Origin of the sequence: Streptomyces sp. NBC_00286, assembly GCF_036173125.1 — a bacterium.
In the GTDB taxonomy this organism is placed as follows: domain Bacteria; phylum Actinomycetota; class Actinomycetes; order Streptomycetales; family Streptomycetaceae; genus Streptomyces.
The window spans coordinates 4653106-4666810 of record NZ_CP108054.1 but is presented as its reverse complement, the minus strand read 5'-3'; the positions used below and the strand labels follow the sequence as shown (position 1 = coordinate 4666810).

Here is a 13705-nt window from a genome sequence, read left to right as displayed (position 1 = left end):
TCCCCACCCAGAGCCGTACCTTGATCCCGCAGGGTCAGGCTCGGGGGAGTGGCTCACGTGCAGGATTGGCTGAGCGCGGAGAACGTCATCGCGCTGACGACGGCGCTCGTCGGTGTCGTGGCGTCCGCCGTGATGGTCTGGTACGAGCGCCGGGTGCCGCGGCGGAAGCGGCTCGGCTACCGCGTGCAGATGGACAACCCCATCGGGCACGACGTGCGTTCGGGGCGGGCGAACGTACGGCTCGGGCTGTTCGACGAGGCGTCGGACATGTCCGACGCGACGCTCGTGCTGCTGCGCATCGAGAACGACGGCTCGCAGAGCATCGCCGACAACGACTACACCGGGCGTGAACGGCACGGTCTCACCGCGGTGTTCAGCGACCGCGTGATCCGGGGTGTGTCGGTCACGCAGCCGGCCGGCACCGATCACCTCATGGACCACTTCACCCCGGCCGCGGGCTTCGGCTATCAGGACGGCGTCCTGCGCATCCCCCGCGTCCCGCTCAACCGGGGCGAGCACTTCAAGCTGCTCGTACTGCTGTCGGGCGGGGACGTCGGCTGCGGCATACGGCTCATAGGCGGCATCCGCGACGGCGAGGTGCATCCCAACAGCGCGATTCTTCCGGACGACAAACCGCCGCTGTTCAGCCGCGCGGCCCGGTTGATCACCGTACTGCTCACGCTCTGCGTGATGACCCTGGCCACGATCATCGTCGCCCGGGACGACACTCCGCCGCCGCTCGAATGCGAGACGGGCAAGCTGACGCTCACCGGATCGACGGCGTTCAAGCCCGCACTGGAGGACCTGGAGGACGAGTACGAGGAGGACTGCGAGGGCGCCGACATCACCGTGGACGCGCGCGGCAGTACGGCCGGGGTCAACGAACTCGCCGCCCTGGGCGCCCAGTCGAAGGACTCGCCCGCCGTCATCGCCTTCTCCGACGGCCCCAAGACCATCGACGACTCCGAACTGACCGCGAACCGGGTCGCGTTGTCCCTGTTCACCCTGGTCGTCAACGACGCCGTCCGGCCGAGCGGGGGCCTGACCCTGGACGACATACGCCGCATCTACCGCGGCGAGGTCACCCGCTGGCGGCAGCTCGACAAACGACTCCCCGACCTTCCCGTCGTCCTCGTCAGCCGCGACGCCGACTCCGGTACGCGGCAGATGTTCCAGCGGGAGGTGCTGGACAGCTGGGAGCGGGTGCCCAGCACCTCGCTGGACTGCCGCAGCAAGGAAGACTCGTCCTACCCGGTCACGCGCTGCGAGCTCGACTCCACGCAGCAGGTGCTGGACAAGGTCGCCGAGATCCCCGGCGCCATCGGCTACAGCGAACTCAGCCAGGCCACCGAGCGGCGCGGACTGCACCGGCTCGCCATCGACGGTCACCAGTCCTCCGTCGAGGACCTGGAGCAGGGCGAGAACGCCTACCCGTACTACGGCCTCGAGTACGCCTACACCTACGGCCGCCCCTCCGCGAGCTCCCTCACCGGCAGCTTCCTCGCCTATATGCGCGGGGGCACCGCCCAGAGCGTGATCCGCGGCCATGGGCATGTGCCGTGCGAGACGACGACCGGGAACGACCTCTGCGCCGAGAGGGCCAGGAGCGACGAGGCCGGCTGATCGGCTGGCAAGGGCTCCCCGGGCGCCCTTGCCCCTGCCTGGCGCGTGCAGAACGATGGCAAGTCACGGCGTTCCCCCACCCCGTGTTCCGGGAGGATCCATGCGGCGCATCCGTCCCAGCAGAAGAAACGTCCTGGCCGCGGCGTCGGCGGCCGTGGCGGTGTCCGCCGACGCGGTCGCCGCGCAGGCCAAGGCCATGGAGCCCACCGGCACGCGTCCACCCGCAACCGCCCAGCCGCCGTCCCGCGAACTCCGCGCCCTGTTAAGGGAGATCGACCCCGAGCGCATCGAGGCGACCGTCCGCAAACTCGCCTCCTTCGGCACCCGCCACACCCTCTCCTCTCAGGACGACCCCAAGCGCGGCATCGGCGCGGCCCGCGACTGGATCCTGGCCCAGATGAAGTCGTACGCGAAGACCTCCGGCGGCCGGATGACGGCAGAACTCCAGTCGTACGTCCAGCAGCCGGCGAACCGTATCCCCGCGCCCACCCGCATCACGAACGTCATCGCGACCCTGCGCGGCTCGGTCACCCCGGACCGTATCTACGTGGTCTCCGGCCACTACGACTCCCGGTGCAGCGACCCCATGGACGCCACGTCCGACTCCCCGGGCGCGGACGACGACGCCTCGGGGGTGGCGGTCGCCATGGAACTGGCCCGGGTGATGGCGGGGCGGCGCCCCGCCGCGACCATCGTGTTCGCGGCGGTGGCGGGGGAGGAGCAGGGGCTGTACGGGGCGGCGCACATGGCAGAGCGGTTCCGGTCGACGGACGCGGACGTCCAGGGCATGTTCACCAACGACATCGTGGGCAGCCCGACGGCGGACGACGGCACCAAGGACCCGTACACCATCCGCCTCTTCGCGGAGGGCGTCCCCAGCTCGGAGACCCCCGAACAGGCCGACACCCGCCGCTCCGTAGGCGGCGAGAACGATTCCGCCACCCGCCAGCTGGCCCGCTTCGTGCGGGACACGGCGGACAACTCCGCGACCGGCATGAACGTACGCGTCATCTACCGCCGCGACCGCTACCGTCGGGGCGGCGACCACATCCCGTTCCTCGAACGCGCCTATCCCGCCGCCCGCTTCACCGAGCCGACGGAGGACTACGCGCACCAGCACCAGGACGTACGGGTCGAGAACGGCAAGCAGTACGGGGACCTGCCGGAGTTCTGCGACTTCCCCTTCATCGCCCGCGTGGCGCGCGTCAACGCGGCCGCCCTCTGGAGCCTGGCCCAGGCCCCCGGCACCCCGCGAGGCGCCAAGATCCTCACCGCCGCGCTCACGAACTCCACCGAGCTGAGCTGGACGCGCGGCTCCGAGCCCGACCTCGCCGGCTACGAGGTCGTATGGCGCGAGACGACGGAGCCCGACTGGACCCACGTGATTCCGGTCGGCGACGTGACGAAACACAAGGTGGACTTGTCGAAGGACAACGTGTTCTTCGGGGTGCGGGCGGTGAGCCGGGCGGGGTATCGGAGCCCGGTGGCTTTTCCGCAGCCGCAGGCGTGACGGCGCCGGGCCGGGAGTTGTTTCGCCCCCGCCGCCCCTACCCGTCCCATCCCCGGGGCGTAGCCCCGAGGGGGTCTGGGGGCGCAGCCCCCAGCGGGGTTCAGGGGCGGAGCCCCTTGGTATGGGACGGGTAAGGGCGGCGGGGGCGCCGTATCCATCAGCGGCTCCGCCGCGGGCGTCACCGAGCTTCCGGCGGCCGCTGCCGAGGCATGTTCGGCCGCGCCCCCGGCGCAAGCGCGGGCCGCCCGCCCGGCGCCGACGGATCCGGCCGCGAAGCCCCGGCCACGGATGACTGCAACCCCAGCGGAGCGGCCCCGTTGCGGAACTCCACCATCCAGTCCGCCGTCTCCGCCCGCACCAGCTCCGTAACGTCCTCGGAGAACCGCCGCAACACCCCGAGGCACCGCTCGGCGGCATCCGCCGCCGTCCCCTCCGTAGGCCCGAGAACCTCCCGCACACACTCCGACGTCCAGTCGAACTGCAGCGCCTGCAGCCGCCGTTGCACGGCCTGGGCCGTGGCCACGTCCCTTATCCACCCGGACGTGACCCCGAAGAAACGGTCCACCGCCACACACGCGACCCCACCCAGGAGTCCCAGATAACCCCAGGGGGCCACACCGCCCACCACCCCCGTGAGATCGAGCACCGGCAACGCGGCCCCGGCCACCGCCCCCACAGCCGTACCGGCCCGAAGCACCCGCGCGCCCCGCCGCTTCCACGCCCGCCCGGCGAGATACCAGGAGGCCGTGGCGAGCGCCCCCGCCTCCACCCACCGGTACAGCTCATGGAGCCGCTCCGCCGGCTCCGCCCAGTCGCCGACCGGAAACGGCCGGCCCATCAAGTCACCGGGCGCACCCGGCAGAACTCCGTTCCCATATCCGTCAGCTCGACCGTCCCCCCGCCCGTCACCCCGGCCGTCCTGGGCCGATCCTTCGGGCTGCATCTCCGGCTGGCTCACCGACGCTCCCTCATCGTTACGTTGCGTGACGGTACCGTGGCGCATGGGTGCCGCAAGCTGCTGAAGCGCCCCACCCTTACTACCTCCCAATGGGTGGCGATGGCCCCGGTATCGGGGGTTTTACGCTCGGACGTGGTTCTTGATCAGGTATAGGCAATCGCCTTGCCTCACTCGAAAGAGTGCTGGGGCGATGCCGCTGTAGACCACGTAGGCTCATGCCAGACGGGGAAACGCCCGCGCGGGCGGAAAACCCCTGCCCGGACAGCCGTACGAAACCAGGAGCTGATCGTGATTCCCGGTGGTGGCCAGCCCAATATGCAGCAGCTGCTCCAGCAGGCCCAGAAGATGCAGCAGGACCTCGCGAACGCCCAGGAGGAGCTGGCGCGTACCGAGGTCGACGGTCAGGCGGGCGGCGGCCTGGTGAAGGCGACCGTGACGGGCTCCGGCGAACTGCGCGCCCTCAAGATCGACCCGAAGGCCGTGGACCCGGAAGACACCGAGACCCTCGCCGACCTGATCGTCGCGGCGGTCCAGGCGGCCAACGAGAACGCGCAGGCGCTCCAGCAGGAGAAGCTCGGCCCGCTGGCCCAGGGCCTGGGCGGCGGCAGCGGCATCCCCGGCCTGCCGTTCTAAGTCAATCCGGCCGTCTCTTCTAAGAAGGCCGGACGCCAACTACCGTACGTACCAAGAAGACAAGCGCGATTACGGTACGTACCGAGAGAGCGTGAACAGGAAGGCAATCCGTTGTACGAAGGCGTGGTCCAGGACCTCATCGACGAACTGGGGCGGCTCCCCGGCGTCGGTCCCAAGAGCGCGCAGCGGATCGCCTTCCACATCCTGCAGGCGGAGCCGACGGACGTACGGCGTCTCGCGCAGGCCCTTCTCGAAGTGAAGGCCAAGGTCCGCTTCTGCGCCACCTGCGGGAACGTCGCGCAGGAGGAGCTGTGCAACATCTGCCGCGATACGCGCCGCGACCTCGCGGTCATCTGCGTGGTGGAGGAGCCGAAGGATGTCGTGGCGATCGAGCGGACGCGGGAGTTCCGGGGCAAGTACCACGTCCTCGGCGGCGCGATCAGCCCGATCGAGGGCGTCGGCCCGGACGACCTGCGGATAAGGGAACTCCTGGCCCGGCTCGCGGACGGCACGGTCACGGAGCTGATCCTGGCCACGGATCCGAACCTGGAGGGCGAGGCGACGGCCACGTATCTCGCCCGCATGATCAAGCCCATGGGCCTCAAGGTCACCCGCCTGGCCAGCGGTCTGCCCGTCGGCGGTGACCTCGAGTACGCCGATGAGGTCACCCTGGGCCGGGCCTTCGAAGGGAGGCGGTTGCTCGATGTCTGAGACGGCTGAGATAGCTGAGACGGCTGAGACGAACGCCACTGAGACGGCCGCGCCTTCGCGGGAACGCGGCTCATGGATGTCTGAACGTGTTTTTGCTCATGAGGAAGGTCGGCTTCTAGATGTCTGACGCCACGCTGCACGCGGCCGCTCACGACCCGGGTGACTTCGCGGTCCAGATCGCGGACCAGATCGAGAGCTTTCTCGTCGCGGTCACCGAGGTCGCCAAGGGCGACGAGCCGGACTCGGCCGTGCCCTTCCTGTTGCTCGAGGTCTCCCAGCTGATGCTGGCGGGCGGCCGCCTCGGCGCCCACGAGGACATCCTTCCCGAGGAGCGTTACGAGCCCGACCTCGGCCCCGAGCCGGACGTGGACGAACTCCGCGAGCGTCTGGCCGCCCTGCTCGACCCGATCGACGTCTACTCCGAGGTCTTCGACCCGTACGAGCACCGCAAGGGCCGGGTCCCCGCCCGTATCTCCGACGACCTGGCCGACGTCATCACCGACCTCCGCCACGGCATGGCCCACTACAAGGCGGGCCGCACCACGGAGGCCCTGTGGTGGTGGCAGTTCTCCTACTTCTCCAACTGGGGTTCCACGGCCTCCGCCACCCTCCGAGCCCTCCAGTCCCTGGTAGCCCACGTACGCCTGAACCAGCCCCTGGAAGAACTCGACGGCCTAGACACCGACCAGGACCTCAACGAGGACGCCCTGGAGGAGGAAGCCGGCAAGGTCATGGCGGAGGAACTGGCGGGGCCGCTGGGCTTGCGCGAGGTCAAGTAACGAAGGCCGACGGAACTGCGAGGCCTCGAACACGGGGAGCACCGAGGTCCGGATACGAATGTGGGGCGCGGCGGGCATGCCGCGCCCCACAGCGCTTTTACGGGGACAGCCCAACCAACCAAGTCCGTACGTGAGTTGAGGGTGCGTAACTCGTAAGGGTGACGTTCCGCGATCGGCTTGCATCTGAACGTAAAGTCACTCTAGGTTCCCGGCACAAGATCGGCCCCGGTCGGTGCGCCAACACCGGCTCCGGGGCCTGGCCCTACGGATCGAACGGAACTCGATCGTGGCTTGCGCCCAGCCTAGTCCTGCCCTGCCGCGCCCCACCCACCCCATGGCCGAAACGGGGTACGGAAAACGCGCCGTGGGTGACGAATCCCCGCACGCGGACGCGGACTTCGCGCAGCTGTGCCTCCGGGACGCCGAGTGCGGGGGCGCCCGTGCGCCTCCGCGTGCCGGTGGCCCCAGCGGAGTTCCCGGATTACATTCGTAATATGGCAGAGAAGGTGAAGTTCAGCGTGAGTCTGGATGCCGAGCTCGGAACGGCAGTGCGGCAGTACGCCGCTGCCGAGGACGAGCAGATCTCGGCGGTGATCAGCCGGGCACTGGAGCAGTACCTCGACAAGCGTCGCATCGTCCGCGAAGGCTTGCGGGCGATGGACGAGTACTTCGACGAGCATGGCTGGCCCACGCCCGATGAGCAGGCAGAAGCTCGGGCATGGGTTGACGATCTCTTCGCGGAAGAGCACCGGGAGCAGCGCAGCGCATGAAGCATGTTGTCTACGACAGTGGCGCGCTGATCGCTGCGGCCAAGAACAATCAGCGGTTCCTGTGGCGGCACAGGGAGGCGCTGGCGTCCGGTGTCTCGGTGCTGGTGCCTGCGGGTGTGCTTGCCCAGTGCTGGGATGAGCGGGCTTCGGCGGCGCGTCTGCATCGGGTGCTGAACGGCTGCGAAATTCTGCCGCTCACGGAGGTGGCCGCCAAGGCCGCGGGCGCGCTCTGCCGTCGCAATGGGACCTCGGACGTGGTCGATGCGAGTGTCGTCCTCGCGTCGATCGCATACGACGAGGCACCGATCGTCACCGATGACCTGGGTGACATCCGTGACCTGGTCGAATGCGCGAACCGTAAGCGCATCCGCGTCGAACGTCCCTGAACGAGTTCGACTCCTGGCCAAGGGATCACAACCCCCACAACCCCTTGGCCAGGGTCGTGATCCCGCCCCCCAACGCCAGCAGCAGCACCAACCCCCGCGCCCCCTTCTCCGGCACCCGAGTCGCGAGCGCCCGCCCCACGGCGGCGCCGGCGGCCATGCCGGTGGCTGCCAACAGCCAGATGGGCGGGGCGAGTTGGGGCAGCCCGTTCGCGGCTACGGAGAACGCGTTGACCAGCACTCCGTAGAAGAACGCGTTCGGGACGAACTCTCGTACCGGCCAGCCCGCGTTGACCGCGTACAGGGAGACCGGCGGGCCGCCGACCCCGGCGGCGGAGTTCATGAACCCGCCCAGTGCGCCCGCGGTCACCGCGCCGCCGGTGCCGCGCAGGGCCGGCACCCGGGCGCCCCGTATGACCAGCAGCACGGCCACCGTCACCAGTGCGCCCATGAAGGCGAGCAGGACGGGCTCGGGCAGTCGTCGGGCCACCCATGTCCCGGCGGGTACGGTGCATGCCGCCGCGGCGCACAGCGGCACCATCGCCCGTGGGCGTATCTGGCGCCAGCCGCCCGTGAGGCCGGCGAGACAGATGACCCCGCCGGCGCAGTTGGCCAGCGCGACGCCTTCGGCCGGGCCGAGCAGGAGCACGAGCGCGGGTACGGCGACCAGCGCGAAGCCCATGCCGGTCAGCCACTGCACGGAGGAACCGAGCAGGATGATGCCGCCCAGCAGCAGGTTCGCCGCCCATGCGCCCGTGATCAAAGTGTCACCCTCTGTCTTTGGACGGATCTTGTCCGGCCCCTGCACGTCTGCTGGATCAGCCCTAACCAGTGCCAGGCGAATCTTGAGTCACTCCCACCGCAGCGGAAGCGAAAGGGAGCAACCTACCTAGACCGCACTGGAGTTGCGATGACCCGCAAGACCCGTATACGCGCCGCACTCGTCACCGCCACCGCCCTCGTCTCCGTCGCCACGGTGACCGCGGGGATCAGCGCGGCCACGCCCGAGAAGGCCGGCAAGCCCTCGAAGAAGGAGGTCGCCGCCCTCTTCGACACGTGGAACGCGACCCTGCAGACCGGCGACCCGGAGAAGGTGGCCGACCTCTACGCCAAGGACGCGGTGCTGCTGCCCACCCTGTCGCCCGAGGTGCGTACGGACCGCGCCGGCATCGTCGACTACATGGAGCACTTCCTCGAGAACAAGCCGCGCGGCGAGAAGGTCAAGACCGTCATCAACGTTCTCGACCACGACTCCGCGATCGACGCCGGCCTGTACAACTTCCACATCACCGACCCCGAGACCGGCGAGAAGTCGGTCGCCGAGGCCCGCTACACATACGAGTACGAGAAGCGCAACGGCGAGTGGAAGATCGTCAACCACCACTCTTCGGTGCTGCCCGAAGGCTGATCGCCACGCACAGACCGCGCCCGGGGGCGTCCTCGAGCGCGACGGTCCCGCCGTCGTCCGTCACCAACTGCCTGACGACGGCGAGGCCCAGGCCTGAGCCGGAACGCCCGGTGAGGCCCTGACCGCGCCAGAAGCGGTCGAAGGCGCGGGACTTCTCGGCCTCGGACATACCGGGGCCCTGGTCCATCACCTTCAGCACCACCTGATCGCCCTTGGACTCCGCGTGGACGGTGATGGTCGCGCCGTCCGGTGAGACCTCCAGGGCGTTGGAGAGCACGTTGTCCAGGACCTGGTCCAGATGACCGGGACTGGCCAGCACAAGAAGCCGGCCGTCGGCACTCCCCCTGAGCGCGATCGACACTCCGCGCTCGTCGGCGGCCGGCCGCCACACCGCCAGCCGCTCCTCCAGTACGTCACTCAGCGGCAGCGGTTCCGCGGCGGTCACCTTGGCCTCGGCCCGCGCCAGCACCAGCAGGTCGTTGACCAGGCGGCTCATCCGGACCACCTCCGCCGTCGCCTGCTCCACGTCCTCCTTGACGAACTCGTCGTCCACACCGTCGGCGATGTTGTCCAGCGACAGCCGCAGCGCCGTCAGAGGCGTACGGAGCTGGTGGGAGGCGTCCGCGACGAAGATGCGCTGCGCGGACATGAGGGTGTCGAGGCGTTCGGCGCCCTGGTTGAGCGTACGGGCCAGCGTCTGTGTCTCCTGTGGGCCCGTCACGGGGGAACGGGCCGTGAGGTCACCGTCGCTGAACTTGCTCGCCATGTCGTTGAGTTGGCGCAGGGGGCGGGTCAGCCGACGGGCCACCACGGCGCCGATCACGGCGGCCACGGCCAGCACGAGCACGGCGAGGATCGCCCGGAAGCCCCAGATGGTCCACAGCCGTCCGGTGAGGTCCTCGGTCGAGTACTCGATGCGTACGGCTCCGACCACCGGGCCCTTCGCATCGTCCGCACCCGGATCCACCGCACCCGGGACCACCGGATCCGCGTGGGCGGGAACGGTGACCACCAGGTGCGGACCCCAGATGAAGGAGGAGCCCCAGTCGCTGGTGGGCTTGCCTTCGTTCAGAGCCTTGGTGAGGGCCGCGTCCTGGTCCGGCTGGGGCAGTTCTCCCGCGCAGGGCGCCTCCTCGGAGAGGACCTGGACATCGTCGGGCGTCTTAAGGCTGTACGCCGTGCCCATTTCCTCCAGAGCCTGGCACGAGGCTTGGCTGCCGTTGCCCAGCAGAAGCGCCATGGTCCTGGCTTCGCGCTCGACGGACAGCTTGGTGTCGTCCCGCAACTGGTCGGTGAGCGTGAAGGCCACCGGCACGGTGAACAGGGCGATCGCGACGGCGACGAGAAGGACGTAACTGCGAATGAGCTGGCGGATCATGAGGAGCTGCCGCCGCTCACGCCGCCACCCTTGCCGCCCACGCCGCCGTTCCTGCCGTTCCCCGCGCTCCCGCGCGGATCGCCGTCCTCGTGGACGATCAGCCGGAAGCCGACCCCCCGTACCGCCTCGATCGTGATGGCGTCCGTGAGTTTCCGCCGCAGCGCCGCCACATGGACGTCGAGCGTCTTGGTCGGCCCGAACCAGTTCGCGTCCCAGACCGCTTCCATGATCTGTTCGCGGGACATCAGCGCGCCGGGCTCCTGGGTGAGGAACGCGAGCAGGTCGTACTCCTTGGGCGCGAGGGCCAGTTCCTCGTCGTCCAGTCGTACGCGGGCGGCCTTGCGGTCGATGGTCAGGCGCGGCCCGTACCGGTCGGGGCCGGCCTCCGCCGGCGCCTCGGTGGCGCGCGGCTGCATGCGGCGCATCACCGCTCGTATGCGTGCGATGACCTCCCGTACGCCGAAGGGCTTGGAGACGTAGTCGTCGGCGCCGAGCTCCAGGCCCACCACCCGGTCCGTCTCGTCGCTGCGCGCGCTGATCACGATGATCGGCACGTCGCCGCGCTGCCGTAGCGTCTTGCAGACGTCGAGGCCGTCGGTGTCGGGCAGTCCGAGATCGAGGAGGACGACGTCGTACGGCCCTTCGTGGGCCAGAGCGTCCCGGCCCGTGGTGACCCATTCCACCTCGAAGCCGTATCGCGTCAGGCCGCGCCGGAGCGACTGGGCGATCGGCTCGTCGTCTTCCACCAGAAGTACGCGCACAGCCGGAACCCTAGTGCTTGAAAACTCAGGCTCCTCGCCGGGTGTGACTCGGCGCACTTTCGGCGCAGTTTTCCGAGTGGGCCCTGACTGAGGGGGCATGTGCGGTCCTGGAGTGGCCGGGCCGCCAGGGGCCGTTGGCAGCACTCGGCGACAGGGTCGAGTGATCACGTCGTGAGCGGGACATCTCACGATGCGATAACACCCGGGTGGTGTTCGGCCGCTCGTTAGACTGAGCCGACCGCAGTGTGCGGTACCAGACGGAATGAGCGAGGAGCGCACGTGGGCCTTGTCGTGCAGAAGTACGGAGGCTCCTCCGTAGCGGATGCCGAAGGCATCAAGCGAGTCGCCAAGCGGATCGTCGACGCCAAGAAGAACGGCCACCAGGTGGTCGTCGTGGTGTCGGCGATGGGTGACACGACGGATGAGTTGATCGATCTCGCCGAGCAGGTATCCCCGATTCCTGCCGGGCGGGAGTTCGACATGCTGCTGACCGCCGGAGAGCGGATCTCCATGGCCCTGCTGGCGATGGCGATCAAAAACCTGGGCCACGAGGCCCAGAGCTTCACCGGCAGCCAGGCAGGTGTGATCACCGACTCGGTCCACAACAAAGCGCGGATCATCGATGTCACGCCGGGCCGGATCCAGACGTCGGTCGACGAGGGCAACATCGCCATCGTCGCCGGGTTCCAGGGCGTCAGCCAGGACAAGAAGGACATCACCACGCTTGGTCGTGGCGGTTCCGACACCACGGCGGTCGCGCTGGCCGCGGCCCTCGACGCCGACGTCTGCGAGATCTACACCGACGTCGACGGTGTGTTCACCGCCGACCCGCGCGTGGTGAAGAAGGCCCGGAAGATCGACTGGATCTCCTTCGAGGACATGCTGGAACTGGCGTCCTCCGGGTCCAAGGTGCTGCTCCACCGCTGTGTGGAGTACGCCCGCCGCTACAACATCCCGATCCATGTGCGCTCGTCCTTCAGCGGACTCAAGGGCACCTGGGTCAGCAACGAGCCGATTCAGCAAGGGGACCAGAAGGTGGAGCAGGCCATCATCTCCGGTGTCGCACACGACACCTCCGAGGCCAAGGTCACGGTCGTCGGTGTCCCGGACAAGCCGGGCGAGGCCGCCGTCATCTTCCGCGCCATCGCCGATGCCGAGATCAACATCGACATGGTCGTGCAGAACGTGTCCGCCGCCTCCACCGGCCTGACGGACATCTCCTTCACGCTCCCCAAGACCGAGGGCCGCAAGGCCATCGACGCACTGGAGCGGGCGAAGACGGCGATCGGCTTCGAGTCGCTGCGCTACGACGACCAGATCGGCAAGATCTCTCTGGTCGGGGCCGGCATGAAGACCAACCCGGGCGTCACGGCGGGCTTCTTCGAGGCGCTGTCCGACGCGGGCGTGAACATCGAGCTGATCTCGACCTCCGAGATCCGCATCTCGGTGGTCACCCGCGCCGACGACGTGAACGAAGCCGTCCGCGCCGTGCACACCGCCTTCGGTCTCGACTCCGACAGCGACGAAGCCGTCGTCTACGGAGGCACCGGGCGATGACCGTCCCCTCGTACGGATCGTGCGGAGGCCTCTCGTACGGAGGCACCGGCCGCCGATGACCGCGGTTGCGGGGCGTGCCGGAAAGCCGACGCTCGCGGTCGTGGGAGCGACCGGAGCCGTCGGCACGGTCATGCTCCAGATCCTGTCCCAGCGCGCGGACATCTGGGGTGAGATCCGTCTGATCGCCTCGCCGCGCTCGGCCGGCCGCAAGCTGGCCCTGCGCGGCGAGGAGGTCGAGGTCGTGGCGCTCACCGAGGCCGCCTTCGACGGCGTCGACGTCGCCATGTTCGACGTACCGGACGAGGTGGCCGAGCGCTGGGCGCCCATCGCCACGTCCAAGGGCGCGGTCGTGGTCGACAACTCCGGCGCCTTCCGGATGGACCCGGATGTGCCGCTGGTGGTCCCGGAGGTCAATCCGCACGCCGCCCGCCTGAGGCCGCGCGGCATCGTCTCCAACCCCAACTGCACGACGCTGTCCATGATCGTGGCCCTCGGCGCACTGCACGCCGAGTTGGGGCTGCGTGAGCTGGTGGTGTCCTCGTACCAGGCGGTGAGCGGCGCCGGACGCCGGGGCGTCGACACCCTGCGGCAGCAGTTGTCGCTCGTCGCGGGTACGGAGCTGGGGACGAGCCCCGGTGACGTACGCCGGGCCGTGGGGGACAACACCGGGCCGTTCCCCGAGCCGGTGGCGCTCAATGTGGTGCCGTGGGCCGGGACTCCGCGGGAGGACGGCTGGTCCTCGGAGGAGATGAAGGTACGGGACGAGTCCCGCAAGATCCTCGGGCTGCCGGACCTCCGCGTCGCCGTCACCTGCGTACGCGTGCCCGTCATCACGACGCACTCGCTGACCGTCCACGCCTGCTTCGAGCGTGAGGTCACCGTGAACCAGGCCCGCGAGATCCTCGCCACCACGCCCGGGGTCGTCCTCTTCGACGATCCGGCCGCCGGGGAGTTCCCGACACCGGCGGACGTGGTGGGCACGGATCCCACGTGGGTGGGGCGCGTCCGGCGGGCCCTTGACGACCCGACGGCGCTGGAACTTTTTGTGTGCGGGGACAACCTGAGGAAGGGTTCCGCGCTGAACACGGCGCAGATCGCTGAGCTGGTGGCGGGGGAAATGAAGGGGGCCGGGAGCGGGGCCGGGGCATGAGCAACTGTCCTGAGTGCGGGCCGGTTTGCCGATGATCGTGTGGTACTGGGCTGAAACGTTTGTAGAATCTGTGACAGTTTGATG

14 protein-coding genes are annotated in these 13705 nt (G+C 69.1%); 10 read left to right on the top strand and 4 right to left on the bottom strand.

What is annotated here, in order from left to right:
• The first annotated feature begins 57 nt into the window (after positions 1–57).
• Positions 58–1623, top strand: coding sequence for a PstS family phosphate ABC transporter substrate-binding protein (locus tag OHT21_RS21205; RefSeq protein WP_328769933.1), 1566 nt, complete (start codon positions 58–60; stop codon positions 1621–1623).
• A gap of 100 nt (positions 1624–1723) precedes the next feature.
• On the top strand, positions 1724–3133 hold the full coding sequence (locus tag OHT21_RS21200) for a M20/M25/M40 family metallo-hydrolase (protein ID WP_328769932.1): 1410 nt from the start codon (positions 1724–1726) through the stop codon (positions 3131–3133).
• Positions 3134–3311: 178 nt separating this feature from the next.
• On the opposite strand, the gene OHT21_RS21195 is transcribed toward OHT21_RS21200, so the two are convergent.
• Positions 3312–4091, bottom strand: a complete 780-nt coding sequence (locus OHT21_RS21195) for an SLATT domain-containing protein (protein ID WP_328769931.1) — start codon at positions 4089–4091, stop codon at positions 3312–3314.
• A 288-nt stretch (positions 4092–4379) separates the two neighbouring features.
• Here OHT21_RS21195 and OHT21_RS21190 point away from each other — a divergent pair, with 288 nt between their 5' ends.
• From OHT21_RS21190 to OHT21_RS21170, 5 genes are all read left to right on the top strand, one after another.
• Positions 4380–4724 carry a YbaB/EbfC family nucleoid-associated protein gene (locus OHT21_RS21190; RefSeq protein WP_165339968.1) on the top strand — a complete coding sequence of 115 codons (345 nt, stop codon included), beginning with the start codon at positions 4380–4382 and terminating at the stop codon, positions 4722–4724.
• 111 nt (positions 4725–4835) lie between these two features.
• Positions 4836–5435 (top strand): recombination mediator RecR, encoded by a 600-nt coding sequence (gene recR / locus OHT21_RS21185; protein WP_165339967.1) that lies wholly within the window; start codon positions 4836–4838, stop codon positions 5433–5435.
• A gap of 119 nt (positions 5436–5554) precedes the next feature.
• Positions 5555–6214 carry a DUF5063 domain-containing protein gene (locus OHT21_RS21180; protein ID WP_328769930.1) on the top strand — a complete coding sequence of 220 codons (660 nt, stop codon included), beginning with the start codon at positions 5555–5557 and terminating at the stop codon, positions 6212–6214.
• 494 nt (positions 6215–6708) lie between these two features.
• Positions 6709–6984: a hypothetical protein gene (locus tag OHT21_RS21175; protein ID WP_328769929.1), complete on the top strand. Its 276-nt coding sequence runs from the start codon at positions 6709–6711 to the stop codon at positions 6982–6984.
• A complete protein-coding gene (locus tag OHT21_RS21170) occupies positions 6981–7370 on the top strand; it encodes a twitching motility protein PilT (protein ID WP_328769928.1) in 390 nt (129 codons plus the stop codon). The genes OHT21_RS21175 and OHT21_RS21170 overlap by 4 nt, the downstream gene beginning before the upstream one ends.
• Positions 7371–7395: 25 nt before the next feature.
• Here the strand turns inward: OHT21_RS21170 and OHT21_RS21165 are convergent, their stop codons facing one another.
• On the bottom strand, positions 7396–8127 hold the full coding sequence (locus OHT21_RS21165) for a TSUP family transporter (protein WP_443050649.1): 732 nt from the start codon (positions 8125–8127) through the stop codon (positions 7396–7398).
• 150 nt (positions 8128–8277) lie between these two features.
• On the opposite strand from OHT21_RS21165, the gene OHT21_RS21160 reads away from it, so the two are divergent.
• Positions 8278–8775, top strand: a complete 498-nt coding sequence (locus tag OHT21_RS21160; RefSeq protein ID WP_328769926.1) for an SgcJ/EcaC family oxidoreductase — start codon at positions 8278–8280, stop codon at positions 8773–8775.
• Here OHT21_RS21160 and OHT21_RS21155 read toward each other — a convergent pair.
• Entirely contained in the window at positions 8741–10153 is a 1413-nt protein-coding gene (locus OHT21_RS21155; protein WP_328769925.1) for a HAMP domain-containing sensor histidine kinase, read from the bottom strand. The genes OHT21_RS21160 and OHT21_RS21155 overlap by 35 nt on opposite strands.
• On the bottom strand, positions 10150–10914 hold the full coding sequence (locus OHT21_RS21150) for a response regulator transcription factor (protein WP_328769924.1): 765 nt from the start codon (positions 10912–10914) through the stop codon (positions 10150–10152). The genes OHT21_RS21155 and OHT21_RS21150 overlap by 4 nt, the downstream gene beginning before the upstream one ends.
• Before the next feature lie 279 nt (positions 10915–11193).
• On the opposite strand from OHT21_RS21150, the gene OHT21_RS21145 reads away from it, so the two are divergent.
• Both OHT21_RS21145 and OHT21_RS21140 read left to right on the top strand, forming a co-directional pair.
• Positions 11194–12471: an aspartate kinase gene (locus tag OHT21_RS21145; protein WP_328769923.1), complete on the top strand. Its 1278-nt coding sequence runs from the start codon at positions 11194–11196 to the stop codon at positions 12469–12471.
• A 55-nt stretch (positions 12472–12526) separates the two neighbouring features.
• Entirely contained in the window at positions 12527–13621 is a 1095-nt protein-coding gene (locus OHT21_RS21140) for an aspartate-semialdehyde dehydrogenase (RefSeq protein WP_328769922.1), read from the top strand.
• Positions 13622–13705: the final 84 nt, after the last annotated feature.